The organism is Larkinella harenae, from assembly GCF_054780515.1.
In genome coordinates, this window is sequence record NZ_BAAGWE010000002.1 from 403352 (window position 1) to 429147 (window position 25796).

The 25796-nt window shown below is 52.8% G+C and carries 18 protein-coding genes; 4 read left to right on the top strand and 14 right to left on the bottom strand.

All coding sequences use genetic code 11. From position 1 onward, the window contains the following. The first annotated feature begins 4 nt into the window (after positions 1-4). Positions 5-787, top strand: a complete 783-nt coding sequence (locus ACYVH9_RS13065; protein ID WP_460636798.1) for a hypothetical protein — start codon at positions 5-7, stop codon at positions 785-787. An 8-nt stretch (positions 788-795) separates the two neighbouring features. Here the strand turns inward: ACYVH9_RS13065 and ACYVH9_RS13070 are convergent, their stop codons facing one another. The 9 genes from ACYVH9_RS13070 to ACYVH9_RS13110 all read right to left on the bottom strand — a co-directional run bounded on the left by ACYVH9_RS13070 (position 796) and on the right by ACYVH9_RS13110 (position 11095). Continuing rightward, entirely contained in the window at positions 796-2472 is a 1677-nt protein-coding gene (locus tag ACYVH9_RS13070) for a LamG-like jellyroll fold domain-containing protein (RefSeq protein ID WP_460636799.1), read from the bottom strand. Positions 2473-2504: 32 nt separating this feature from the next. Further along, on the bottom strand, positions 2505-3425 hold the full coding sequence (locus ACYVH9_RS13075; RefSeq protein ID WP_460636800.1) for a tetratricopeptide repeat protein: 921 nt from the start codon (positions 3423-3425) through the stop codon (positions 2505-2507). A gap of 12 nt (positions 3426-3437) precedes the next feature. Then, complete coding sequence (locus ACYVH9_RS13080) at positions 3438-5612, bottom strand: serine/threonine-protein kinase (RefSeq protein ID WP_460636801.1); 2175 nt, start codon at positions 5610-5612, stop codon at positions 3438-3440. 42 nt (positions 5613-5654) lie between these two features. Further along, positions 5655-6431 carry a caspase family protein gene (locus ACYVH9_RS13085; protein ID WP_460636802.1) on the bottom strand — a complete coding sequence of 259 codons (777 nt, stop codon included), beginning with the start codon at positions 6429-6431 and terminating at the stop codon, positions 5655-5657. A 6-nt stretch (positions 6432-6437) separates the two neighbouring features. After that, positions 6438-7247, bottom strand: coding sequence for a PP2C family protein-serine/threonine phosphatase (locus ACYVH9_RS13090; protein ID WP_460636803.1), 810 nt, complete (start codon positions 7245-7247; stop codon positions 6438-6440). Positions 7248-7249: 2 nt separating this feature from the next. Then, positions 7250-7852, bottom strand: coding sequence for an FHA domain-containing protein (locus tag ACYVH9_RS13095; RefSeq protein ID WP_460636804.1), 603 nt, complete (start codon positions 7850-7852; stop codon positions 7250-7252). A gap of 2 nt (positions 7853-7854) precedes the next feature. Next, positions 7855-8832 carry a hypothetical protein gene (locus tag ACYVH9_RS13100; protein WP_460636805.1) on the bottom strand — a complete coding sequence of 326 codons (978 nt, stop codon included), beginning with the start codon at positions 8830-8832 and terminating at the stop codon, positions 7855-7857. Between the two features lie 76 nt (positions 8833-8908). Then, positions 8909-9673, bottom strand: coding sequence for an FHA domain-containing protein (locus tag ACYVH9_RS13105; RefSeq protein ID WP_460636806.1), 765 nt, complete (start codon positions 9671-9673; stop codon positions 8909-8911). A gap of 228 nt (positions 9674-9901) precedes the next feature. Further along, positions 9902-11095 (bottom strand): Gfo/Idh/MocA family protein, encoded by a 1194-nt coding sequence (locus tag ACYVH9_RS13110; RefSeq protein WP_460636807.1) that lies wholly within the window; start codon positions 11093-11095, stop codon positions 9902-9904. Between the two features lie 271 nt (positions 11096-11366). On the opposite strand from ACYVH9_RS13110, the gene ACYVH9_RS13115 reads away from it, so the two are divergent. The 3 genes from ACYVH9_RS13115 (at position 11367) to ACYVH9_RS13125 (ending at position 14808) form a co-directional block, all read left to right on the top strand. Continuing rightward, entirely contained in the window at positions 11367-11732 is a 366-nt protein-coding gene (locus ACYVH9_RS13115) for a hypothetical protein (protein ID WP_460636808.1), read from the top strand. Between the two features lie 215 nt (positions 11733-11947). Next, positions 11948-14245, top strand: coding sequence for a TonB-dependent receptor (locus ACYVH9_RS13120; protein ID WP_460636809.1), 2298 nt, complete (start codon positions 11948-11950; stop codon positions 14243-14245). A gap of 251 nt (positions 14246-14496) precedes the next feature. Continuing rightward, entirely contained in the window at positions 14497-14808 is a 312-nt protein-coding gene (locus ACYVH9_RS13125) for an isoamylase early set domain-containing protein (protein WP_460636810.1), read from the top strand. Positions 14809-14897: 89 nt separating this feature from the next. On the opposite strand, the gene ACYVH9_RS13130 is transcribed toward ACYVH9_RS13125, so the two are convergent. From ACYVH9_RS13130 to ACYVH9_RS13150, 5 genes are all read right to left on the bottom strand, one after another. After that, positions 14898-15833 carry a hydroxypyruvate isomerase family protein gene (locus ACYVH9_RS13130; protein WP_460637590.1) on the bottom strand — a complete coding sequence of 312 codons (936 nt, stop codon included), beginning with the start codon at positions 15831-15833 and terminating at the stop codon, positions 14898-14900. An 18-nt stretch (positions 15834-15851) separates the two neighbouring features. Then, positions 15852-18977 (bottom strand): PVC-type heme-binding CxxCH protein, encoded by a 3126-nt coding sequence (locus tag ACYVH9_RS13135; RefSeq protein WP_460636811.1) that lies wholly within the window; start codon positions 18975-18977, stop codon positions 15852-15854. 175 nt (positions 18978-19152) lie between these two features. Then, a complete protein-coding gene (locus tag ACYVH9_RS13140; protein WP_460636812.1) occupies positions 19153-20763 on the bottom strand; it encodes an FAD-dependent oxidoreductase in 1611 nt (536 codons plus the stop codon). A gap of 23 nt (positions 20764-20786) precedes the next feature. Continuing rightward, a complete protein-coding gene (locus ACYVH9_RS13145; protein WP_460636813.1) occupies positions 20787-22466 on the bottom strand; it encodes a RagB/SusD family nutrient uptake outer membrane protein in 1680 nt (559 codons plus the stop codon). Positions 22467-22478: 12 nt separating this feature from the next. Next, complete coding sequence (locus ACYVH9_RS13150) at positions 22479-25796, bottom strand: TonB-dependent receptor (RefSeq protein ID WP_460636814.1); 3318 nt, start codon at positions 25794-25796, stop codon at positions 22479-22481.

Below are 25796 nucleotides of genomic sequence, written 5' to 3' on the forward strand. Positions count from 1 at the left end.
AAGAATGAGATTATCGGAAGAACAATACGAACTACTAGAAGCCTATCTTCGTAACGAGCTTTCCGCAGCGGATCAGGCTTCTTTCGAGAACGAGATTCGGGCCGACGCGGAACTGCTGGCCGAAGTAAATCGCCAGCGGGAACTGCGGCTGGGGCTGCGCGCCCTGGGTATTCAGCAGGCACTTCAGCAAGCCCGGAACCAATACCAGGCATCAATGACGCCCGCTACTCCGCTGGATCAGCCTTCTGCAACGGTCCGCCCGCTTAGGTCCTGGCGGTACTGGGCTGCGGCTGCTTCCGTTGTGGTGCTCTCCGGCATTGGCTACTACACCTACCAGCAATCTGCCAGCCAGCAAACCGAGCTGGCTTACACCGAATCGTTTCGGTCGGGCGACGCGCTGAAAGGACTTCCAACCACGGGTGTTCCTGCCCAAACGCTGACCACCTTCCAGGACGCGTTACGAAATTACAAAGCGGGAAATTATGATCGGACCATTGAGCAATTGAGGACTCTACCCGTTGACAAGCAAACCGTTGCCTACAAAAACTACCTCTCCGGACTGAGCTATCTGGCCAACAAACAGCCAGCCAACGCCATTCCCCTTCTGCTCAAAGCCCGGCAGACGCCCTCATCTGCGCTTCACCAAAAAGCGGACTGGTTTCTGGCACTGGCTTACGTCAAGAACAATGACAAAGGGCGGGCTCTCCCCATCCTGAAGCAAATCAGCACGGATTCGACCCACCCTTTTCAATCGCTGGCGCAACGGGTTTTGAAGAAAATTCAGTAACGAACGCTCTACTGGTTATACAAGGATTGCACTTCGCTGGCGGTCAGCGCCCGGCGGTAAATTCGGATGTCGTCCATCGCGCCACTGAAGTAGTTCGGAAAATCCTTGATCTGAGCGCCGAACTTCAGCTCGCCCCCCGGACAATTATCCATCGTCGTTGCCGGCAGGTTATCGTCCTGATCAACCAGCACATTATCGAAATACATTCGAATGGATCGTCCTGAATACGTAAGCACCAGGTGATGCCAGGCACCCAGCTGCGGGTTGCTGCTAAACTGGAAGCTTTGCCACGATTGAGCAACCTGACAATTGCTGTTCTGCTTGATGTTCGTCATGAACGTCAGACCGGGGCCGGTTTCGTTGATCTTAACCAGCGAGCTGTACATTTCGTGCGCGCTGTCGTTCCACCGCGATTTGTTAAAAATCTGCATCCGGTCATTCACGTTATTGATCGCATTCGGTTTGATCCATACGCTTACCGAGATGGCATTCGGACGCAGGCTACCGTTGGCATTTTCAGGCATGTAGAAGTAATCATTGATACCGTCCAGTTGAACCGCCGAGTTGGCTTTCCCCTTGCGGTCGGCCACAAAAACAGGGTTATCCACGAAGAAAACGTGGTTGTTGTTCCCGCTAACATCCTGTTTGGAACCATCGGTAAACGAAACCAACGCGATCAGATCCTGGGCCAGGGTGTCGATCTGGGTAGTAAACGATTCGGTCGTTGAGCTGTAAATGATTTCACCCGAAGACAATTTGGCGTAAGCGCGGTAATAATATTTGGTGTTCGGGTTCAGGTCTTTCAACTGCACCGCCGTATTGGTTCCTACGGTGGGCGTGGCTACCACAATATGCAGGGAGTTGCCCACTTCCGGAGTCGTGATCGTCGATGAATAGCAGATACCGTATTCGACCGCAGCCGGACTTCCGGAATTCATCACCACAAAGTTGATGCTGGCGGTAGTTAATCCGAGGTTCGAGGTCCCCATATTGCTAACGGCCGGCTTTGAACCCGTCTGAAAAGTTTGCACAGGCGAACTATAGCTGATTCCTTTCTCATTAACCGCAAAGCTCCGAACGTAGTAGGTTGTGTTGGGCTGGAGATTCGTGGGATTGAACGTAGCCGTTGTGTTAGCTGGAAGAGAGCCGTCTTTCTCCACGGTTGTCGTCGGCCCATCCCCTTTTTCAGGTACAGGGTTCGTACTGGAATAGCAAATACCGTAGCTCGTAACCGACCCGTTACCGGTCGAGATCATGGTCATAATCAACGTAACCGAGTTAGTGGAAATATCCGAAGCGGGCTGCAAACTAACCGTTGGCGCAGTAACATCTGCAACCACAACCGTGCGCGAAAGAACGGTTTCATCCCCACAGGTATTCGTGAGCGTCACTTTGACCGAATACGTACCGGCGGACGCGTAGGTGTGGCTGGCCGTCGACCCGGTCGTAACGGTGGTGCTGCCGTTGCCAAACTCCCAGGTTATTTTGTCAATGGTACCAGCAATGCCAGCAATGGAAAAGTTCACCTTTTTTTGCTGGATTTGCGCATCCAGACTCCCCGAGGGTTTTGTACACTCACGTTTTGTTTTCCGACCGGGTAGCTCCCACTTTTCGCAACCGATAAAAAAACCGCTGATTAAACAAACAAACAGACTGGCTAGTAGACGAGTAGATATAGATTTCATCACGAAGAAAAATCACCTGAACAGATTAAAAATCAGAATGTATACTGAACGGCCAGGCCCAGCGATTGAGAAGAGGGTTGCCATTGGAAGGCCGTCTGGCGGGGTTTGGGTTTGTGCAGCAATAAATACACCTCGGCAACCGTGGCTACGGCCGCTACGCCCAGGCAGGCCGTAAACAGTCCGTTTTTCTTCCTGGCCGCTTCGGCAGCCGTGTAGGCATCGTCGTACTGCCGGTAGGCATCCAGATTAGCAATAATACCCGTATTGCCCGGATCAACCGACTGGCTAACCTGATTCAGCGTGCTTAATTTCGATTGAAAATCACTCCGCAGTAGCAAGGCATAGGCCCCCGCTCCCACGGCTACGGCACCGGTAAAGACCTTTAAGCCGATCTTTCTGGACGGTTTGGGCGGTGCGATATTCATCAGGTCATCAATCGTCCGGATCTGAATCAACAGCGTTTCTTTTTTGGTCGCATTGGCGAACTTAACCGCTTCTTCATAATTGGTCCGGGCCTCCCGGTACTGCTTCTGATTGTATAGCTTATTGCCTTCGCGCTCGTAGTGGTCGGCAATCTGCGTCATCGTGATTGTATCGTCGGGGTTCAGATGCAGGAGTTCATGCAGCAAATCAATGGTTTCTCTGCTTTTGCCCTGACGGGCAGCCTCTTCTGCTTTTTGACGAAGTGTCAGCCCGGTTGAGCTGTCCTGAATGCGTTTCTTTGCGTAGGCATCGTTCTCGAAACCAGGCACTTCCAGGCAATTCTGATACTGACGGCGGGCTTCAAGGTATTTTCCCTCTTTAAAGTACTCATCCCCTCTTTTTTTGTAGCGATCATATTCTTCATCGACAGCCAACGCTACGGTTTTGGTTCGGGCAAATACCCGTTCCGAGGGAAATACGACAAGCGAGAGTACTAGGCAGAGAATGAATACGTGTACTGGTTTCCTCATAGATTTAAATGACTAGTGGGTGCATTGTTTGATTTTACGGCGGACTTCATCGGTATCTTTCAGGGATTGCGCGACCAGAAACCAGGCTTTGGCTCCGTCGAATTCTTCCCGGTTGAAATACCCGTTTCCTTTATTCATGGTATAGCTATAGGCTTCATCCGCTTTGGCAGTAATCAGGTCGTGCTCTTTGGCCATTGCCTGCGCACTCGCAAAAACCGTGGCGGCCCGGGCCTTGTCGTTACTGCCGGTAATGGCTTTCATGCCCTGCTCGATGCGCTGATCATAGGCGTCCTGTTGTTCCTTTTTCTTTTTGTGACGGTTTTCTTCGGCACTTGCGATTGGTTCCGGCTTCGCGATAGCTTCTGTCGGCGACGGTTTTACCGGCGGTGAATTTACGACCAGCTCCGTCGAAACTGTTGCTTTCGCCAACCGGGCTTTCTCCGCCCTGGTCCGCAAATCCCGAACATCCCGGCGCGACGGGTCCAGCTGCAAGGCGCTGTTGGTCAACATTAATGTTGTCTCGTAATCCTTGCGGGCAAAAGCCGAACGAGCTTTGGCCAGTGCAGTATCCACTCGCTTCTTGATGGCACTTTTCTCTTCTTTTGCCGAACCTGCATTGGGTGTTGCTATGGGTAAAACCAATGTTTTCTTTCCAGTACGGTTGGGCGTAAAATTTACCGGTTCAGTAACTGGCTTAGATTCAATCGGTGTTTTTGGTGCCGGTTCTTTCAGCAGGATATACCCCATTACTCCGCCCGCCAAAACCGCAGCCGGAATCACAAGACGCCACGGAAAACGCCGACTCGTCGGATGGGCCGTTGGGGTCAGAACCGTCTTCCGAATTTCCTTTTGCGGTATCGACCGGTTAACGATCCGCACCGGAGCAACGGTTTCCGGTTTTGGTTCAGGCTGCAACACAACTGGAGCAACAACCGGCAATGGCGCGAAAATATCCGTGCTTTCGGACACAAAAACATCCGTCACTTCCGGGGCAACGAAAACGGTTTTAGGGCGAAGTTGCTCGATGCAGAATGCCAGCCCCCGAACGGCTTTTTCCTGCGTCGGGTTGCGTTGTAGAATCTGCTCGTAGCGGTTTTTGGCGCCTTCAAACTGCTGATACGCGATCAGACCTTCGGCTTCGGTCAATAAATGCTGGATATGTTTCTGCTCGATTCCCGCCCGGCATGTATTGATGCCCTGTTCGGCTTCGGCCTGATTTTCCCGTTTGGCAAGTACTTGCTCATACCGCAAAATAGCCTGCTCATATTGCTGACGATCAACCAGTTGCTTGGCCTCACCCAACAGTTTCGGAATGTGATCCAGCAAGTCCAGTAGCTCATCCTCCTTCCGAACCCGCTGGTGAATATCCCGCACCAGGCACCGCCGGATCATGGACTGGTAAGGCTCGCCGATCTCCCGAAGGCGATCCGGTAAATCCACAGTGATGATTTTCTTCTCTATTTCCCGGCGAACCGACTGCTCGCTGACATTTCGGGCGTCGGCGCGAAACGGTTTTTCACCCGTCAGCATTTCGTACAGGATGATACCAAAGGCCCACAGGTCGAGGTTAAAGCTAACCCGACTGCCCTCGATCTGTTCCGGTGCTTTGTAGGAAGGGGTGCCCCGACCGTCGCTCAAGTCAAAATCGGAACTGTCGAGTTCGTCGTCGCTCACCAGTTTACTCAACCCAAAATCGGCAATTTTGGGAATAAACCGTCCGGCATTATCACGGGAAATAAGAATGTTGGCGGGTTTAAAATCCCGATGCACGATCCGGTGACGGTGCAAATGCTGCAGGCCCAGCAGAATACCCCGCGTAATTCCGTACAATTGATTGTCCGTCAACGCGGCCCGCTTTAACAAATCGGCCAGATTACCATCCGGATAGTATTTCATGATGGCAAAATCGCTGATGCTGGTGTCGGTTTCCAGCCGATAACAAGCATCGTAACGGGCAATATTAGCCTGCCGGGGCACCCGTTTGGCCAGATCAACTTCCGCTTTTAACGACTTGGTATCATTCCCTTTGAATTCGCTGATTTTGATTGCAACCCACTCGGTTTCAAGCTGATCCTCTACTTTGATGACACGACCGTATGAGCCAGTACCCAATAAAGCCGCGGGATCGCCGGGCTGAATAGGGTACCTTCGTTTGAATTCCTGAAATGAAGTAAACGGTTGGGCCATAGATTAAAGATAGGATGCAACAGTTTTGGTAATCATTCTCATTTATAGGTACGACAAGGCCAGGTTATCCGAAAAACGCCCGTAAAAAATCGGCGTCTGCCGACCGCGGGATTTCTGCCGTACCTCTGGTGAAATATAGCGGTGCAATTCCCGGATGGTCACGATTTTGTCACCATTCAGGTCGGCTTGCCCCGCTAGCCCTTTCAACAAAAAATACGTAAAAACGCCCCCCTGCAGCAGACCGGCCTCCACGGCGCTCTGCGTTGACCGACTGGCTAATAACATCGCCACATTTTTCCCGTTGTGCGTACCGGTTGTGATGGACTGTGCCATCTCGCGCTGCTTTTGGGGTTGCGTCATTCCTCCCGACAAACAGGCGTCGGCAATACACAGTTTGGTCTCGGCTTTTGACGCATGAAAAGCGGCCTTAATATCGCCGTACGTCAGCAGTTTGTCCCCGGACTGGGCATCGTAGGGAAGAAAACAACCCGCCGAACCGTGCCCCGAGAAATAGAGAATAACGCGGTCGCCGGGCCTGGCTTCCCGAAACACAGCCAACGCCTGATGAATGTTAGCCAACGTCGCCTGCTGATTGGTCAGCAGGCGAATGCGTGGCGTTTCGGCGCGCCCGGCAGACTGGCTCTCCAAAAATTGCGCGATTTGCCGGGCATCTTTGTCCGCAAACCGTAAATCGCCGTTATTCTGAGAAAGCGCCTGGTAATCAGCAATTCCCACAACAACCGCAAAGGTACGCCCGCCGGGAGTCGGCGCTTCTGACCCAATCCATAACCAAACACTAAGCAGCCAAAGCGTTACCATATCCGATCAGGAATGTAAATGAGGTTGAGGAACCGGGGCCTTTTGCGTCACGTTCCGAACGCTGATCCAATAGCCCGAGTAATTATCTTGTGTTTTTCCGTGGCACAAAGCCATCAGTGAGGCCACTTTTGCCTGATCGGATGGATGTTCCGCAACCATGCTTTCCAATAGGTTATCATCAACCTGCTCCAACACGCCATCCGTACACAGGAAAAAGGAGTCGCCGGGTTGGATGTCCGTTAACAGCTTGATTTCAGGCACCGATTGAGCCGACGATGTTGGCGAATCGCCCGCCCGTGCAACGACGGCCCGACTGAGCCGGTGCCGCCAGGGATGCGTCCGGGCCTGCACAGCCGTGATAATTCCGGCCTCTACCATGTCGTTGACCTGTTTATGGTCTTTTGTCCGGAAAATAATCTGACCGGCCCGCAATTGGTAAATTCGACTGTCGCCCACGTGGGCCACCGTTGCGCCGTGTTCATGAAATTGCAGCAAAGCAAGCGTCGACCCCATCCGATTAACAAATGGATTTTGTTGCAAATAGTCGAAATAGGATTGGTACACCTGATTTATGGCCTCTTGCAAGGTTTCTCCATCCAACATGAGGTTTTCTGTAGCGCTCACATAAGCTGCAATACCCTGGCACAACAACTGGCTGGCCACCTCCCCTTTGTCGGCCCCGCCCATTCCGTCGCATACCACAAATAATTGGGTGTTCTCACCGGCCGTATTTTCCTGCGGATACAAAGCATCCTGATTAACCGCCCGCTCCCCCAGGCACGAAAAAGCAACGGGCAAATTGGTTTGAATCTGCATAATTACTCGGTATGGTCGGCGCTGTAAGTCTGTTCAACTTTGTACGTATCCAGCATTATCGCAGGAATCGAAAAATGCGTCAGGCGGAAGCGATCAGCGCCCCCCAACGTAATAATTCCTTCGTGCTCCACGTCGATCATTTCGGTTTTCTGTAAAGCCATTCCATTCAGCAAGGTTCCATTCAGGCTGTACTGAATCTGCTGCTGGCTGGTGTCCAAAAAACCGTCGTGAAGCTGATACCGGAGTTTTCCGGTCCACTTATCAAAAGCCACATTCAGGGTGCAGTGCCGACGACTGATGAAACAGCGGCCATTGTGCAAAAACCGTTCGACCTGGATGGTGCAGGTATCCGCCGTGCCAATGACGTTTGGGCCGTAGTGCAGGGCATACGCCAGTTCCGGTTTATCGACATTAGTCAACCGGCCAAACGCCGGCAATCCGTGCACGATGGCTTCGTCGTACTGAAACGCTTTTTTGAGGTTATTTACCGCTCCGCACCCAACGTGCGAACAAACAATGGAACCCCGGTCGGCATCGGCAGCCCGAACCATAATCCGCCGACCGCACTGCTGGCACTCAATCAATGTTGTTTTAAACCCTCCCATGCTCAATCTTGATCCATGTCACGGATATCACCGTTATTAATATACGTATCATCTTCGGGCTGGTTGGCATCGGCCAGGTAAACGGTTTCATCGCTCATGTACGATGATTCGCCCGAATCATCACCCTGGACGTCTGCCGGGGCGGTATCAGGTTCGAGGATCGAGTCTACAATTTCCTGCGACATGGCATGTTCCAACGACTGGCTGAAATCCTCGTTCGAAAGTACAATGGGCTCCTCCAGGTGCACCATCATCGTAAACTCACCATTCTGGGCATCATACTGGTACAGCGTATCCAATCCAGCGCTCCCCGTTGCATCCACAACCCGGTAGACGTACCCATCCTCGCCGTCAATAACCAGGGTATCAATAATACCGTCCTGGTCAAAATCAAGTCCCATAACGTGCTGTCCGTTCAAGTGCCCTTCAATGAGGGTTGGTTCCGTTTCGGGAGATTCCGCAGGCGTTTCGGTCGTGTCTACCTGTGCCACATCGGATTGAACAACTCCTGATTGATAAGACTTTACCGGCAATTTTTCTCCCAGAATCATTTCCGTGTATTCCTGCCGCTGTTCCAGTGAAAGGCTTGTCCATTCTTCCTTCTCGAAAGTATTGTACCAGCGACCCTGCCAGCTGAACACGCCCCCCATGCCTACTTCATCACGGGCCGCCCGAAATGCCTGCTCAAACGACATCGAATCCGTCACTTTTCCGGCCACATCAATATCAGCCGGAAGCGTCAGCAGCGTTGCGATCGAAGAACCCGAACTCGTATCCGGGGTATCACTAGTCTGCGGGTCTGTACTCTCTTTCCGTTCCTGAATTTTCTGGACGATGGCCCAGGCGGCTCCGCCTAACAAAACGGCCGCGGCCGAAATGCCCAGCACCTTTTTTTGATTGGACTCCAGATTGGTCTTCACGGTTTTTTGCGCCTGAGGCAATGGATAAGCGTCGGTCTGCTGATCAATAAATTGTGCCATAGTTTAACTTGTTAGCGTGATGGATATCCGTTTATCGGAGCGCTGGGTAAAAGGTGAATGGAAATTCAAAAAAAATTTAGTTGACCCAGACAGCCTGACACCGCCGGCAGGTTTTCTGCTGGGCAATCAGCTCCCACTCCCGCATTCCAAACGGATCCCGGCAGGCCGGATTGGGGCAACGATACCGCTCCCGGTATTCCTTGTCAATGACTTCCAATTTTTCATCCGTTGACAGCAGGGTGGAACACAGTGTAGGAATTAATACACTCAGCCCCGCCCCCGACATCACCTGAAGAATTGGCAGCGTGCCGCCCCCCGTTGCGACGGCGCTGACCCCTATCAGGGATGACAAAATAACGCTCCCGGTCCGAATCATTTTTTCGCGATTGCGGCAATCTTTCCGGAGCTTCGGATACTGTTCAAATACCTGCTGCAAAGCCGCAAATTCCTGCGTAAAATCCAACCGTTTAGGGGCAGTGCCTGCCAGCGGAGAAGGGGCCGTTGCCGGGTCCGGCTGAACAGCATCGGGTTTAAGGAAAGCCAGCAGTTGATCCACCGTATACGTCACGTCGGCCAATCGGACGGTATCGTGCTTATCGATAATCTTGCGGGTAATTCGCAACTCATTCACAAACGTACCGTTCTTACTAGCCAAATCCTCCAGGACAAAGCAAGTGTCTGAACAGCGCATCAAACGCGCGTGCTGTCCACTGATTCTGGCATGCGGCAATACGATTCCATTGCCCGGCTTCCGGCCAATTGTATACGTCGGAAGCTGGCTTAAACCGTCAATCCATTTTTCAATCTGATCACTTGGAGAAGGTACAGACAACAGAGCCATAAAAGACTAGACAGAGTATGAATAAGCTTAGCAATATAAGTAGATTTACTAAGTGAATCTACTATAATTTTTTCATCGGTTATTTTCGATTTCCAAACTGCTCCGCCAGCGGCCCGTTTCTCGCTCATCAGGAATGGCAATGAGCTTTTCGTTAGGTATAAAAAATAAATGCCAGCCCCGCAACCCAGGAGACTGACATTCATTTGTGCGATTCACACGGCTATCGGTTTACGTCAGATCGCGCTCCAGAATCCGGCCGGTTTCCTTGTCTTTCAGAATGACTTTGTGCCGACCATCGTGTGTTACCTCTTCCTTGATGAGGTAGTACGTTTCGTCGTAATCAACCAGCGTCGACTCCTGCGTTAGTCCCTCCCGACCGCGCCAGACGGGCAGGTGTACGGGTTCCCACTGCTTGGTTTCGGCCGAGCGATAAGCCGCATCCAGTACGGCATTGACCACGTACCCATCATAAAACGTTTCGGCCGGTTCGCGCCCCGCGTCGGCAGCATTGAACATATCCGTAAACATGTGATTATAACCCAGATCGTTCACTTCGTCGCCCACCGGAAAGAGCCATCCCGACGTGCTTTCGGCTTTTTCGGCCACGTAATCTGCGCCCTTGCCCGTGGTAAACATTTCGAAACCGGTACGCAAAAAATTGTTAATCCAGATGGTCCCTTCGGTCCCCATTACTTCGTCGCGCAGGTCCATCCCCCCCCGGAATGTCCAGCTCACTTCAAACTGCCCGATCGCGCCGTTTTCGTATTTGACCAACGCGATGGCGTGATCTTCCGCGTCGATCGGTTTAACCTGCGTAGCGGCCCAGCACATGACCTCCACGGGTTTCACGTCTTTTCCGATGAAGTTCCGGGCAATTTCAACGCAGTGGCACCCCAAATCAAGCATACAGCCACCTCCGGCCTGTTCTTTGTCCCAAAACCAGTCGCTATGCGGCCCCGGGTGCGTCTCGCGGGATTTAGCCCAGAGAATCCGGCCCAGTGCGCCGTTTTTGACGCTTTCCAGTGCTTTCAGAAACTTTGGGGTATAACACAGATCTTCCAGGTAGCCCGCAAAAATGCCCGCTTCCTCCACGGTTTTCAACATCCGCAGGGCTTCTTCCGCGTTTCGGCCCAACGGTTTGGTACTGACAACGGCTTTTTTGTGTTTGGCACAAAGCAAAACGGCGGCTTCGTGCAGGTTGTTGGGCAAGGCAATGCACACCATATCAACTTCCGGATGGGCAATCACTTCTTCCATCTCCGTTCCCCAGATAGGGCAACCGTAGTCGGTGGCAAATTTTTTAGCACTTTCTTCACGGCGGGCATAGATGGCAACCACCCGGTCGCGCCCCCGTTGACCGTGAATGGATTCGGCGTAGAACCGGCCAATAAAACCGGAACCCAGCATGGCAATTTTTCGCATAAGAACTAAGGGAGTTAGGAGTTAGGAATAATGAATGATAGCAGAACCGGTTTAATTCATAACTCTTCATTCACCATTCATCTTATTTTATAACCCAGCATTGGACTCAAATATAGCCAGTGCTGAAATGGATCAGTAGTTTTTCGAGCAAAAGGTTAAGAATATCCGTCTGTAAAAATCAACTATTTTATAAATTTAGACTTGTCTAAATTTATTTTCTATATTTGCTGAAACGGTGGTTGCCACCTTTACCTCCTTGTTATAAAGAGTCATGCACTGGTTGCCGGTTTATCGACAAAAAATTGCCCGTATTCTGCTGATCCTATTCAGCTTGATGCTGGTCAATTCGGTCATTTTCCGGCACGCCCACAAACTTGCCAGCGGGCGCGTCATCGTTCACGCCCACCCGTTTATTCCGCTTGGCGATGGGCCTTACCAGCCCAATACACACACGACCGGGGAGTTGTTCTGGCTCGACCATTTTACGAATGCGCTCTACGACGGCCTGGCTCCTCTGCTGTTCGTCTGCGCTGTGTTGAGCACACCGGTCGTTCGGCATTTCCTGGCGATCTACCCATCCATCCGTGCTCACTTCTTTCCTTTTTTTACGCACCGGGGTCCGCCGGTTGTCGGATAAATTCTTCCCGGTATCGCCCAGGCGATCCTGATTTTCGTGCCCTGCTGCCTGTAGCTCTGGTGAATACACGCTTGTAATCAGCAGTATTGCTTTGTCTACGGCATTCGGTCAACACAATGTCTGCCAGGTTTTAAACGAGTGTACCCAATCCTGACAGGTGTAAGGCCAACCCAGCGGGCCTGTTCCATTCGCCCTTTTATTAATTCAAGACAACCATGCAAAAAACGATATATGTGTCGGTGCTGCTCCTGTTGTGCAGTACCTTTTTGGCCTATGCCCAGTCAACCGCCACCCTTGAAGGGCGGGTTCTGTCTAAAGAAAAACCGCTCGAACTGAGCACCGTAGCGCTCAAGGGAACGCGCTTTGGTACGCTGACTGACACGGCGGGGGTTTTCAAACTAACCGGCATTCCGGCGGGGCGCTACCAACTGGTGGTTTCTCAGGTGGGGTTTGAAACGTACCAGAAAACCGTTACGCTCACCGCCGGTCAAACGTTGCGTCAGACGGTCGATTTGCGCGAAGCCGCCAATACCTTGGGCGAGGTAGTCATTACGGGAACCATGAAAGAAGTTTCAAAACTCGAAAGCCCCGTTCCGGTGGAGATTTATACACCTAAGTTTTTCCAGAAAAACCCAACGCCCAACATCTACGACGCCCTGCAAAACATCAACGGCGTTCGGCCGCAACTCAACTGCAACGTCTGCAATACCGGCGATATTCACATCAACGGTCTGGAGGGCCCTTATACCATGGTATTGCTCGACGGGATGCCCATAGTCAGCTCGCTGTCAACGGTATACGGTTTATCAGGTATTCCAAATTCACTGGTCGAACGGGTTGAAGTGGTCAAAGGTCCGGCGTCAACACTGTACGGTTCTGAAGCCGTAGCCGGTTTGATCAACATCATCACCAAAAATCCGCTGAAAGCGCCCATTCTCACGGCCGATGTGTTCGGCACGAGCTGGCAGGAGTACAATGCCGACCTGGGTGTTAAATTCCGGGCGGGGCGCGCCAACTCGCTCGTTGGTCTGAACTACTACAATTTTCAGCATCCCTACGACAAAAACGGCGACGGTTTTACGGACGTAACGCTCCAACACCGCATCTCACTATTCAACAAGTGGCAGTTTGAACGCAAAGAAAACCGCTTGGCCAGCATTGCAGCCCGCTATTTTTACGAAGACCGCTGGGGCGGCCAAACCGGCTGGACACCCGTTCTGCGCGGCACCGACAGCCTGTACGCCGAAAGTATTTATACCAAGCGGGTGGAGCTGATTGGGGCGTATCAACTGCCAACCACCGAAAATATTACCTTGCAATCGTCGTTCAACAGCCATAATCAGAATTCGGTTTATGGCACAACGGAGTTCATGGCGACGCAACGGATTTTCTTCGCCCAGCTGCTCTGGAACAAGGAGTTCAACAACCACGTCAGCCTGTTGGTCGGAACGCCCTTCCGGTATACATTCTACGATGATAACACGCCCGCTACCCAGTCCGGCGATTCGCTCCGACCCGTCAACCAGCCCGACCGCACCTTGCTGCCCGGCATTTTTGCGCAACCCGAATTTACGTTTAACGATCAGCACAAATTGCTGCTTGGCCTTCGCTACGACTATAATTCGCGGCACGGCAACATCCTGACGCCCCGGTTTTCGTACAAGTGGTCGCCCAACAAAGACAACGTGATTCGGTTGAATGCCGGAACCGGATACCGGGTGGTGAATCTTTTTACCGAAGATCACGCGGCCCTGACCGGTGCCCGGCAGGTGGTGGTCAAGGACGAACTAAAACCCGAACGCAGCTGGAACGTCAACCTGAATTACACCAAACTGCTGGTGTTTGGTGCCGGTTTTCTGAACATTGATGCCTCGCTGTTTTACACTTACTTCACCAACCGGATTATCGCCGATTACGATACCGACCCCAACAAGATTTTCTTTGATAACCTGAAAGGCCACTCTACCTCGAAAGGGCTCAGTGTCAACCTCGATGCTAATTTTACGTTTCCGTTAAAAGTAAACGCCGGTTTTACCCTCATGGATGTTTACAAAGTGGAAGATGGGACCGACGGACGGCCCGTCAAAACACGGCAGCTGCTGACCGAACGCGTTACCGGAACCTGGACGGCCTCCTACGATTTTGGGCGGGGTCTTTCGGCGGATTACACCGGCAATCTGTACGGCCCGATGCGGCTGCCCCTGCTCAGCTCCGACGACCCACGGCCCGAATACTCACCAACCTGGAGCATTCAGAACATCCAGGTTACCAAACGGTTTGATAGTGGGTTTGAGATTTACGGTGGAGTCAAAAACCTGTTAAACTTTACACCCCCAGCCAACAGCATTGCCCGGGCTTTCGATCCATTCGACAAACGGGTTATCTTCGGAGCGGACGGTCAGGTGGTTGCCACGCCCGACAATCCTTACCGGCTGACGTTCGACCCGAACTACGTATTTGCGCCCAATCAGGGAATTCGCGGTTTTCTCGGAGTCCGGTATACAATTCACTAAGGAAAAATACGGTGCAACGATTGCGGCCTAACCGCTGTCCATACACTTGAAAGCAATGCGTTGTCAGTTAAAACATTTCAACTGCCAATGCAGTTTATGCAGGAAAGTCTCTTTTGCCGCTAGACTTTTTAAATTATTGCACCGAAGATTAGAACTTTTACAAGAAAGGCTAGTTTTAATACTTTGATAACCATTGCATTACTATCCATTTTATATAAATTTAAAACCGTAAACCAAACACTCTACTCGATATGGCACTTGCAAAACAGTATGTAAAAAGCAAGCCTACAATTTGCAAAGTAACATTTACGCTGCCTGCTGACGCCGTTGATGGCGCAAAGGAGGTTGCGCTGGTTGGTGATTTCAACGGCTGGGATGCGTCTGCTACTGCACTGAAAAAACAAAAAGACGGATCTTATAAAACCACTGTTGAACTTCCGATTGGTCAGGAAACCCAATTCCGGTACCTGGTCGATGGCGAAAAATGGCTGAACGATTCGGAAGCCGATAAATACACCAACAGCGGTGTTTCGTCCGACGACAATTCGGTCGTTGCGCCGTAAGCTGATTGCTTGAATTTGTAGCAAAGACGATATGAATAAACAAGCCCGGCCTGATGGCCGGGCTTGTTTATTTTTGGTAACCTGATTGGTTAAACCGTAAAACTGTCGGACTCAACGTAGGCTTTGATCAGCGCCGTTTCGCCCTCTTTGCCGGGATAGGCGTTGCCGTGTTCCATGCCCCAGATAAACTCCTTGTTTTCGGCTTTGGCTTTTTCGTAACAGTGCTTGAACACGTTCTTGTAGTTGATCTCGCCCGTTGTCGGCTCTTTCCGCCCGGGGTTATCTCCAATCTGGAAGTACCCAATTTCGCTCCAGCACCAGTCGATGTGCGGAATGATGTGCCCTTCATTTTTCTGCATGTGGTACACATCAAACAGGATTTTACAGGCCGGGCTGTTCACGGCGCGACAGATCTCGTAGGTTTGGTCGGAGGTCCGTAAAAACAGGTTGGGCGTATCGCTCAGCGGTTCCAGCACCATCGTCAGGTTGTGCGGAGCCAGAATGTCAGAACCCCGGCGCAGGGCGTCGATGACGTGGCCGGTCTGAATACCGATGGGCAGGTTCCGCTGAAAATCACCGGGTACCACCGTCATGTATTTCGCATTGACGCGCTTGGCAACTTCCACGGCTTTTTTACAGCCATTCAGAAAAATATCGATAAACTCCTGTTTACCAGCCGCTAGCGTATTGGCACCATTACCGCCTTTATCGACCACGAAAACGCCCATTTTCATGCCCAGTCGGGCCATTTCCTTCGCGATTTTTTCCTGCTCTTCAACCGGCCGTCCCATCATTCCGTTGTCTTCCAACGCCTTAAAGCCGTTGTCGGCCATAAATTTAAGCTGGTCGATCACATCCTTTCCGGCGCTGTTGGTAAACATGCCGAAGTGGGGTGCATACAACAGCTTGAACTGATTTTTTGCTACGGTTTTCGGCTGTGATGGCTCGTTACTGGCCAAAGCATTACCAGCCAGAGTTGCTCCGACCAGCCCTAACGTTGATTTGACAAAATCGCGTCGTTGAATCATAATGAGGAAAAGGTTCTATTTTCGTTTTAAACTTGCCAGATAATCCACTAAATCCACTAACTCCTGCGTCGACATGTTTTCCTGCAAGCCCGACGGCATCATCGAGGCATCGAGTTGTTTCATGGAAACGACATCACTCATCTTGTAGTCGGTGACCGCACCACCCGGAAACTTCATTTGCAGATCGGTTTCGGTTTTGCTCGAAACAATCCCTGTTGCCGAGCTGCCATCTTTGAATTTGACTTCGAAACCTTCGTACCCAAAACTGATGCCGGCGTCCGGGTACAAAATAGCCAGGTATTGACCTTCTTTCGGCAATTTACTGCCAATTTCGGATAGTTTCGGGCCAAAGTCCATGCCTTCTCGGTTAATCTGGTGACAAATCGAGCAGTTGGTTTTGAAAACCGTCAGGCCCCGGCCAGCATCGCCGGTCATCGCCAGCAAATCCGGAATACCGGGCATTTTCTTTCCGGCGGCACTGTTGCCGCCGTTCAGGTAACTGGCCGCTTCCAGGCGCACTTTTTTCCGCCAGGTTGTACTAACTCCCTGAACCGCAGCCGCCTTATACTCATCCTTGATCTGGCCCGACCGCAGCAGCGACAAGATCAGTTCTTCACCATCGTTGCTGCCACCAATGGCCCGGGTGGCTTCCCGGCGCAGGGCTTTCGGACGGTTTTCGTCCAGCGCAACGGTTTTTAGCATATCCAGCGACTCTTTATTTCCCACCCAACGCAGGGCAGACGCCATGTTGATTGCTGCTTCCGGATTGTTGCCATTGATAACGCCCCAGACCAGCTGCCCCCCCCCCTGTTTCAGCAATTGCCGAATGGCATCCCGACCCATCATGTCGTTAAACTGCTTCTGACTCAAAGCCAGCAAGCGGGCATTTTCGGCAACCGGCTCGTAGCGGCTCACCATTTCCATGTAATCCGGTTTGCCATAGGTTTCGTCCAACAGCTTCGTCAAAGCCGCCATTGCCTCCGGCGAATTCTTCACAAAATCTTTATCCAGATGCCGAAGGGCCAGTTTTGTAATCTGCACATCGTTCGGATTGCTTTTCAGGATACCCAGCAGCGCATTGGATTTTTCAATGGCTCCTGGATTAAAATCAAACGCCCGGAAATACCGCAGACGTCCCGTCAGATCGGTTTGTGGATCGCCCGCCAGCTGAGCCAGCAACGGAACGGCGTCTTTGGTACGTGCCCGCCAGACAATGTCTTTTCCGGCTGCCGTCGTCAACGGATTGGCGCCCGAGCGCTTTAGCCAGGCGGCATAATACGAATCCCATTGTCCGTCTGCGCCAATGCCGAGAGCTTCCAGGTACCAGCGGTCTTTGCCGTCGTGACGGGCCGCCAGTTGCGCCCACAAATCGGGGGCTTCGGGCGAGGTGTTCCGACGCAGGGCAATGGCACACTCCCGAAGAACCTGCGGATCTGCCGGGCCGCCGTTGCGGTCGTTTACCAGTTGTTTTACGTACGGAGTTACATCCCCTTTCAACTGACGAGCCGCCCGCAATCCGGCCATCCGCAGGTTCGGATCCTTATCCTTCAGGGCCATTTCAATGTATTTTTTGCCTTTACCGTCCAGCTTGCTCAGCAGCCACAATGCCCGGGCTTTCATGCGCGGATCGGATGCGGTTTTGTAAAGCGTTGCCAGGTCTTTTTCGGCTTTCGCACCCAGCCCGTGCAGTTTATTCCAGGCTGCGTAGCGGATCGCCATGTTCGGGCTTTGCAGCGCTTCGATGGCTCCAGCCGTCGTTGCCAAATCGACTTTCGGAATTTTGTACGGCGTATTGGGTGGAGCGACCCGGTAAACGCGGCCCCGGTTTTGATCGCCCGCCTGATGACCGCCCACGCCCGGATCGTACCAGTCGGACACGAACAGCGAACCGTCGGGGGCCACGCATACATCCGAAGGCCGGAACCACTGGTCGCGAACGCCCTCCAAAACCGGTACAATCGTCGCTTTGTACCCGGCACCATCATTTGTTACCGGATACGAGCGAACCACATTGGGTCCCGCGTCGCAGTGAATCACCTGTCCCTGAAACACTTTTGGCAGCAACTTTCCTTCGTACACCAGAATACCCGTTGGCGATCCCGCACCAGTTTGCAAGAGATTCGGCACCACACCAGGATCATTGAGGTGCCAGTGTTGCAGCGGAATCGAAGTCTCCAGATTGGTTCGGTTGGCCCGCCAGCCCGCGCCGGTCATTTCGTCGGTATAACCGTAATTCCCGTATTCCATCACGTAGTTGATCCGAACTCCCTTGTTGCCGTCGTCGTCGTTGTCCGACTGCCACATCGCGCCGTACGAATCCACCGCCACTTCGTAATTATTCCGGAAATTATGACCCAGCACTTCCATCTCACTGCCGTCGGGATTGCAACGGAACACCATGCCCTGCTTGAAGTTTTTCGGATCAATTTCTTTGCCGGTGCTGCGATCGATGATCGGTTTACCCTCTTTATCAAGGATTTGCTTGCCCTCGTTCCCAAAATTAAAATACCATTTCCCGTCCGGCCCAAACACGAACGAGTGCATACCGTGGTCGTGATCGCCACCGCTGATGCCGCTGAATAGCAGCTCTTTTTTATCGGCTTTGTCGTCGCCGTTTTCGTCCGTAAAGACAAACACATTCGGACTATCCGACACAATCACTTTGTTGCCCTGCACCCAAATCCCGAGCGGGGAGACCAGTTCCGGTCCCTGGTAAAATGTCTTGGTTACATCCGCCTGCCCATCACCGTTGGTATCTTCCAGAATCAGAATGCGGTCGCCTTCGGGACGGGTCGGATTGCCGTTGATCCCGGCCCGGTAGTTGTAGGCTTCGCACACCCACACGCGCCCCCGGGCATCAACGTCAATGTTGGTCGGATTGGTCAGCATGGGTTCAGCCGCAAAGAGTTTGGCTTCCAGCCCTGGCGCCACGTTCAGGCTACCTACACCGTATTTGGGATCGCGTTTGCCGTCGTCGGAAAGCCCGGCAAAAAGCCGTTTAAGGTAAGCTGGTGAAGCCTGGTTGAGGTTATCGTTTTGCCAGGCACCGACCAGAATGCCCCCTACCAGGAGACCTGCTGTGGAAAGAGCCAGCGCCCGAGCTGACAACCGAAAGCGTTTCGCGTAACGAGTTGAGTTCATAAACTACGCACGAAATAAGGGTTGGAATAAATCGTGTAAATGTAGTAAAAAAACCCAAACCTCTCTGTACACGATCCGCGCCCTCCCCCCGACGAAAAAGCCCCCAGCGATTGCCGGGGGCTTGAAAAACAGACGACTTTCGTTTTCAAAAAGTCGACGATTTGCTGCTTTCCCATTAGGGATCAATGTTTTTGGCAACTTCTGCAAATGGACGGGAATCAATGCGTTGCTGCTCTTTTACCAACTGCGATTTCAATTCCGGAATGGATACGTCGTGCAAACCCGCTTTCGTTGCAATAGCCATCGAAGCCGCCAGACCAGCCGCATGCCCCAGCATCATATAAACCGGTTCCATCCGCAGCGTTGAATACGCAATGTGTGAAGCCGAAAGACAAACGGTAACCAGCAGGTTGGTCGCTTCACTGCGTTTGGGCAGCAGACACCGGTACGGTATTTCGTACGGTTTTGTGAAGATTCCGGCCCCAATATTCCCCTCCTTCACAACCCCGGCTTTTTCGTCGGCCGCTTTTATGTATTGCACATCATGAACATCCAGCCGGTAGCTGCCCAGGGCGACGGCATCGGGTTTGAAACGCGCGGCTTCGTCCAGCACATCTTTTTGCGTCATCACAAAATCGCCAACCAATCGGCGGGCTTCACGCACGTAAATGTGGTACGGCCAGTGATTATTATCCCGAAACTCATCTTTGGCGTAACCCCACTTTTTTAGTTCATTCCGAATGGCGGGCGGCACCGACTCATCGGTTCGTAAAAACCACAGATACCCCCGGCTGTATTCCTCGTGTTCCCGACTGATCACGTCCCGCTCCTGGCCCGTCGCTTCCGGGAACGCCCACGAACCGCCAATCCATTCGCCCGTTCGCGAATCGGTTTTCCGGTTCGGAAGCGTATTCAGCGGCAAGACGGTCAGAATGGATTTCGGCGGGTTTGCCCGGAATTCGGCCGCATCCATCGCGTAGCTGGCCCGGTGATAATTTGGGGGCCTGGTAATCGGAATTTGATTTTCGACCGAATCCGTCAGGCAAACCCGAAAGGTGTAGCGCTGGGTCTTCTGGTCAGCTTCCCCCTGCTGGTCAACCGGATAGCGTACACCCGCCAGCGATTCACCGTACTCGTCCGCGCCTTCCCGCCCCACCCGGTACGAACACCCGGCCAGTTTCATCAGGTCGCCTTCATAACTGGCATCAATGAAAACCGAAGCCGTTATCCGGCGGTTTTTATCGGTCAGCACGGAACGAAGACGCGTTTTTTCTTTTTGTACCTCCACAATTCGCTCTTCGGTCAAGACACGCACCGGGGTTTCGGCCAGCCAGTCGTTGAATACGATCTCGGCCACGTGCGGCTCAAACCGGAGTCCTCCCCGGCTGGTTTTGGCCTGCACCGACTCCAACCCGTAACGGGTTTGATAATACCGATAAACACGGGTATGAAATTCGCGGCCCAGTCCGCCAAACGTTTTTTCATTCCCGGCATTCGACATCGCAAGCCCACTCGTTCGCATTCCGCCCAGGTGTTTATCTTCCGTGATCAGAACGACCTGACGCCCAGCCCGGGCAGCGGCAATGGCCGCAATAATTCCGGAGGGCGACGAGTCGACGACCAACACCTCCGTGGTCATCGCCGTTTCGGAACTGTTGCTGAAGTCGCTCGCCCAAGCCCTGCTTCCGCCCAAAACATCGGTGAAAAAAGTCACCCAAAGCAGGGTTTGGCACAGGTATACTACGGTTTTTGAAAAAAAACCGGCTGAGTTTTTCTTGTCTTTCATGCTATTTCTGAGAAGCCCGCGAATCAATACCCCGGATTTTGGGTGAGGTTTTTATTAATTAGCCGTTCGCTGGCGGGAATGGGCCAGAGGTATTGTTTGTCCTTGCTGAAATTGCGAACCGCCAGTATTCTGACCTGATTGATGTAGGTCGAATAATCCACGATGCCGTCGGTGTCGATGGCCGGAACGCCCGGAAACGGCCATTTGGTCCGATCCTGGTTGCCGGGTTCGGGCAAGCCCACCACCGATTTGGTCAACGCCTTTTCCGCAATTTTCCACCGGATCAAATCCATGTACCGTAGCCCTTCGTTGGCAAACTCGACCCGGCGCTCCCGTTTGATTAGCGTCCGTAATTTACCCGGATCGGTGGTGGTAACTGCCGGGTACCGCGCCGGCTCGTCTACGTTTACTTTATAAGCTCTCGCCCGAACGCGGTTGATGGCCTGTAACACCGATGCATCAATTTCGTTCAGTTCAACTTTCGCTTCGGCATACATCAACAGAATTTCGGCATACCGCATCAGTATCAAATCGTTGTCTTCGATCTGGCGGTCCACCCACGACTGTGACACGCCTTTTTTCCAGACCAAACCGTTAAAAGCCGCAAACGGGGCCACGCTCCGCGTATCCAGGTTGCTGACCCGCTTACCGGTTTTGTAATTCATCACCGTCAACGAATCCGGATGAGGCTGATAGGTATAACCCAACCACTCCGTACCGAATTCGACAATGCTCATTCCCAGGCGGGGATCGCGGTTTTTGAACGGACTCCGCGGATTATACAGGGGCGACTCGTCAATCGGCAACCCGTCTGTGCATTCGTACGAATCCAGCATCTCCCAGGTCGGAATGTACTGCGCAAAACCAGCATTCAACCGGGGCAGAAAACTCCGGACGTATCCCCAGGCCGACGAAATACCGTAGGTATTGGATCGGGGAAAACTCAGCATAATCTCCCGGCTGGTCTCGCCCGTTTCCAGAAATAAATCCCGGTAATCAGCATGGAGGGTGTAGGCTTCCAGGGCCATCACCTGCGCAGCGGCATCCCGGGCTTCGGTCCACTTTCCCAGGTATAAAGCCGTCCGCGCTTTGAGGCCCAGGGCCACGCCTTTCGTCCAGCGTTTCAGGTCCGATGTTGCGTACGAAACCGGCAGGTGCTGGGCCGCCCAATCCAACTCACTGAACACAAATTGCAGAATCTCGTTTTTGTTGGTTCTGGCCAACCCGTACGACTCAGCCAGCCCTTTCGGTTCCACCAGCAACGGCACATCGCCAAAATGCGTGATAAGCCGGGCGTATTGGTAGGCCCGGGCCATGCGGGCTTCGGCTTCCAACCGCTGAATGATGTTTTCGGGGGTGTTGCCTTTCGCCCGGTCTTTGGAAGCCAGAAAAGCGTTGGCCCGGGCGATGGCGGTATATGCATTCTGCCACAATCCGAGTACAATATCCCGGTTGTCGGCGGTGAGTGTACCAAAGGTAATGGGGTTTCCGGTCGTCGCGCGGTTCCAATAATTATCCGAAAATTCCTCCGAATCATTACCCCAGAAACTAATGTGGTATAAATCATTGACCGCCATCTCCAGTTCGGTCTGGCTGGAATAAAAGTTTCCGGTTGAGCTTTCGGCCAAGGGGTTGAGGTCCAGTTTAACGCAGGCCTGAAGGGCAATGGCCAAAAGCAGGGTTAAGAATGTATGGGATTTCATGAATGCTGTCTTTTATAATTTGATGTTAATCCCGGCCATAAACGTTCTGACGATGGGGTAATTGGCGACGTCGACCTCCGGGTCCCAACCCGTTGGAAACCGGCTGATGGTAAACAAGTCGTTGGCCGACACATAGGCGCGCAACCCTTTGATTTTTAACCGCTGAATCAGCAGCTGCGGCAGGGTATACCCCAGCGTGATATTCTTGAGCCGGAAATACGACCCGTTGATCAACCAAAAATCCGACATGGCGTAATTATTCACCTCCGATACGGTTGAAAGCCGCGGGTATTGAGCCGCCCGATTCTGGGCTTCGGAGTTGGTCGGACTCCAGAACCGCCCGTCGATTTCGGAGGGCACATTTCCGTACTGAGCCAGGAAGGGTTTTACCTGAACATCGCTCAAACGGCTGAGTATTTTCCCGACGCCCTGACCAACCAGCGTAAAATCAATGCCTTTGTAGTCGAGCCGGATGGTGCTGCCGTACGTATACCGGGGCAGCGATCCACCCAACCGAATCCGGTCGCCGTCGGACGTAATTTTTCCGTCGTTGTTTACATCCCGGTATTTCACATCGCCGGGTTTGGTATTGCTGTTCAAAACGGGCGATCGGCTCACCTCGTCGGCGGTCTGAAACAACCCTTCCGACTGATAACCGAACCATTCGTTAAACTCTCCGCCCTCCAATTGAGCCTGATTCCCCAGTATTTGAGTGCCTTTCAGGTCAATAATCCGGGTTTTCACATCCGACATGTTCAGGGCAACAGAATACCGCAATGCCCCCTGGCTGTCCTTCCAACTGGCCTCCAGATCCCAGCCTTTGGCTCCTACGACGCCGGCATTCTGGTTCGGATTTCCGTAGCCGAGGTACGTCGGAATATCCAGCATCAGCAGAATATCCCGGGTTTTTTTCGTGTAAAGATCCGCCACCAGGTTGAGCTTGCCGTTCAACAAACCCACATCCAGCCCCAGATCAAGCGACTCCGTGGTTTCCCAACTGATGTCCGGAACCGCATATTGCCGTTGGGCACCCCGGGTTTCGGCCGCCACCTGACCACCCCTGTAGAATAATGCATCGGCAAAAATAATCGACGACTGGTACGGGTAATTTCCAATCCGCTCGTTGCCCACCTGCCCCCAGGAAGCCCGCAGTTTCAGAAAAGACAGCGAGCGGACGTTTTGCAGAAACGGCTCTTCCGACAGGGTCCATCCGGCAGAGAACGACGGAAAAATACCCCAGCGCTGATCCTTGCTAAACCGCGAGGAACCATCCCGGCGGATGTTGGCCTGGACGTAATACTTGCTCCGGAAATCGTACTTGAAACGTCCGAAAAACGAGCGCAGGGCGGCTTCGTTGGCAGTGCCTGCGTTGTCCCGCAAGGCCGTCGATCCCAGATCCAGATACGGAAAATTGGTGATGGCAAAAGCCCCTCGCGAAGCGCCCAACCGTTCGTACCGGGCGTAATTCTCTTCATAGCCCACCAGCGCGTCGATCTGATGGTCGGTATTGAGTTGCCGGTTATAATTTGCCAACAACTGTCCATTGAACGTAAACTGCTCTACCCGGCTCTCATTGAGCGTGGTATTGGCCTGGTTCGTAAAAATCACCCGCGACGGATCGTCGAGGTCCGTAAAGCGGATCACCTTGGAAAAAACCTTGTCTTTATCAAACCGAAAGGAGGGTGAGAGCACACTCGTCAAGGTCAGGCCATTGATAGGCTTAAAATTGAAAGCCAGCCGCCCCCCGATCTGATTTTCGTAGCTTTTATCAAACCCGCCGTCGGTGACCTGCGCCAGCGGATTCCGGCCATCCTTGCCCGGTGCCCAGCGGCCATCGCGGTACACAGCACCGTAGGTACCGGGCAGCAACCGGGCATTGTTCACCGGATTTTCGCCCGCTGAAGTGACGTTGTACCCCCGGATGTACGAAACGTCGAGATTGGCACTCAGCTTCTTACTAATCTGAAGATCGTTATTGATTTTGACGGTATAGCGGTCGTAAAACCGGTTGGTGAATAAACCGTCCGATTTCGAATAATTCAGCGAAGCCCTCGTTTTGACCTTATCCGTACCGATTGTAAATGACAAATCGTGCCGGTGCCGGGGAGCAAACCGTTTCAGAACGGCTTTCTGCCAGTCGGTTGCGGGGTACAGATCCGGATTTTGGGCGTGATTCTGCCAGTAGTCGTCGATAAATTTCTGTTCATAAAACGGCGTGCTCCCGTCGTTGGTCCGGTATTCATTGAAGAGCTGCATATACCGAACGGCATCGACAAACGCCGGTGTCTGGGTAGGCGTTTGAAGACCAGCTTCCGCTGTGTACTCCAGGCTCGATTGCCCCTCCTTGGCCCGCTTGGTAGTCACCAGAATCACTCCCGCAGCCGCTCTAGATCCGTAGATGGCCGCCGAAGCAGCATCTTTCAGCACGGTGATATTTTCAATATCGTTGGGGTTAAGGTTATCGATGTTATCGCTCGGAACTCCATCCACAATAATCAGGGCGTCGTTGTTGCCAATGGTGGTAATCCCCCGGACGCGGATCGTCGAGTTGCTGCCCGGCCCGCCGGTGTTCCGGGTGACGGTCACTCCCGCCATAGCGCCCTGAAGCGCATCCGATACCTGAATCGACTGTCGCTCTGTAATATCCCGGGTGCTGATGGTGGACACGGCGCCGGTCAAATCCTTTTTTTGCTGGGTTCCGTACCCTACCACCACCACCTCATCCAGGGCTTTCTGGTCGGGGACCAACTGCACTTCGATTACGGTTTTTGTGCCAACCGCCACTTCCTGATTCTGATACCCCACAAAGGAAAAAACCAGGGTTTCGGCCCCTTCAGGCAGCACCAGTTTAAAGCGGCCGTCGGCATCTGTCGTTGTTCCCCGCGATGTATTTTTAATGACCACACTCACGCCCGGTAATCCTTCGCCGGTTTCACTTTTCACCAGACCGGTTACGGATCGTTCAGCCACCGGAGCCGTTTCGAGCGTTGGACGGCTGCCTACCCCCCCGGAAACCGTTGAAGGCACAATGGCAATCTGACTGCCCGTCACCACATACCGTAGTTGCAGCGGTTTCAAAAGCCGGTCGAGCACGTCCGAAAGTCGTTCGTCGGTGACCGAAAGCGAAACTTTCCGGTCGACCTGTACAATCTGACGGCTGTAGACAAACCGGACACGGGCGGTTTTTTCCAGCGTGAGCAACGCCTGCCGAACGGTGTTATTATCCAGCCGAACACTCACCCGCTGCTCAAGGAGTTCCTGGGCATTGGCCGCCAGAACCCCGTTGATCAACAAGGCCGTTAGTATCAATTGGAGTAGCGAAATTCGCAT

Excerpts from the sequence above, each read along its gene's own strand:
- ACYVH9_RS13090 (WP_460636803.1), bottom strand. The coding sequence starts at position 7,247 with ATGCAGATTCAAACCAATTTGCCCGTTGCTTTTTCGTGCCTGGGGGAG.
- ACYVH9_RS13085 (WP_460636802.1), bottom strand. The coding sequence starts at position 6,431 with ATGGTAACGCTTTGGCTGCTTAGTGTTTGGTTATGGATTGGGTCAGAA.
- ACYVH9_RS13100 (WP_460636805.1), bottom strand. The coding sequence starts at position 8,832 with ATGGCACAATTTATTGATCAGCAGACCGACGCTTATCCATTGCCTCAG.
- ACYVH9_RS13115 (WP_460636808.1), top strand. The coding sequence starts at position 11,367 with ATGCACTGGTTGCCGGTTTATCGACAAAAAATTGCCCGTATTCTGCTG.
- ACYVH9_RS13150 (WP_460636814.1), bottom strand. The coding sequence starts at position 25,796 with ATGCGAATTTCGCTACTCCAATTGATACTAACGGCCTTGTTGATCAAC.
- ACYVH9_RS13125 (WP_460636810.1), top strand. The coding sequence starts at position 14,497 with ATGGCACTTGCAAAACAGTATGTAAAAAGCAAGCCTACAATTTGCAAA.
- ACYVH9_RS13110 (WP_460636807.1), bottom strand. The coding sequence starts at position 11,095 with ATGCGAAAAATTGCCATGCTGGGTTCCGGTTTTATTGGCCGGTTCTAC.
- ACYVH9_RS13135 (WP_460636811.1), bottom strand. The coding sequence starts at position 18,977 with ATGAACTCAACTCGTTACGCGAAACGCTTTCGGTTGTCAGCTCGGGCG.
- ACYVH9_RS13120 (WP_460636809.1), top strand. The coding sequence starts at position 11,948 with ATGCAAAAAACGATATATGTGTCGGTGCTGCTCCTGTTGTGCAGTACC.
- ACYVH9_RS13080 (WP_460636801.1), bottom strand. The coding sequence starts at position 5,612 with ATGGCCCAACCGTTTACTTCATTTCAGGAATTCAAACGAAGGTACCCT.
- ACYVH9_RS13140 (WP_460636812.1), bottom strand. The coding sequence starts at position 20,763 with ATGAAAGACAAGAAAAACTCAGCCGGTTTTTTTTCAAAAACCGTAGTA.
- ACYVH9_RS13075 (WP_460636800.1), bottom strand. The coding sequence starts at position 3,425 with ATGAGGAAACCAGTACACGTATTCATTCTCTGCCTAGTACTCTCGCTT.
- ACYVH9_RS13095 (WP_460636804.1), bottom strand. The coding sequence starts at position 7,852 with ATGGGAGGGTTTAAAACAACATTGATTGAGTGCCAGCAGTGCGGTCGG.
- ACYVH9_RS13070 (WP_460636799.1), bottom strand. The coding sequence starts at position 2,472 with ATGAAATCTATATCTACTCGTCTACTAGCCAGTCTGTTTGTTTGTTTA.
- ACYVH9_RS13105 (WP_460636806.1), bottom strand. The coding sequence starts at position 9,673 with ATGGCTCTGTTGTCTGTACCTTCTCCAAGTGATCAGATTGAAAAATGG.
- ACYVH9_RS13065 (WP_460636798.1), top strand. The coding sequence starts at position 5 with ATGAGATTATCGGAAGAACAATACGAACTACTAGAAGCCTATCTTCGT.
- ACYVH9_RS13145 (WP_460636813.1), bottom strand. The coding sequence starts at position 22,466 with ATGAAATCCCATACATTCTTAACCCTGCTTTTGGCCATTGCCCTTCAG.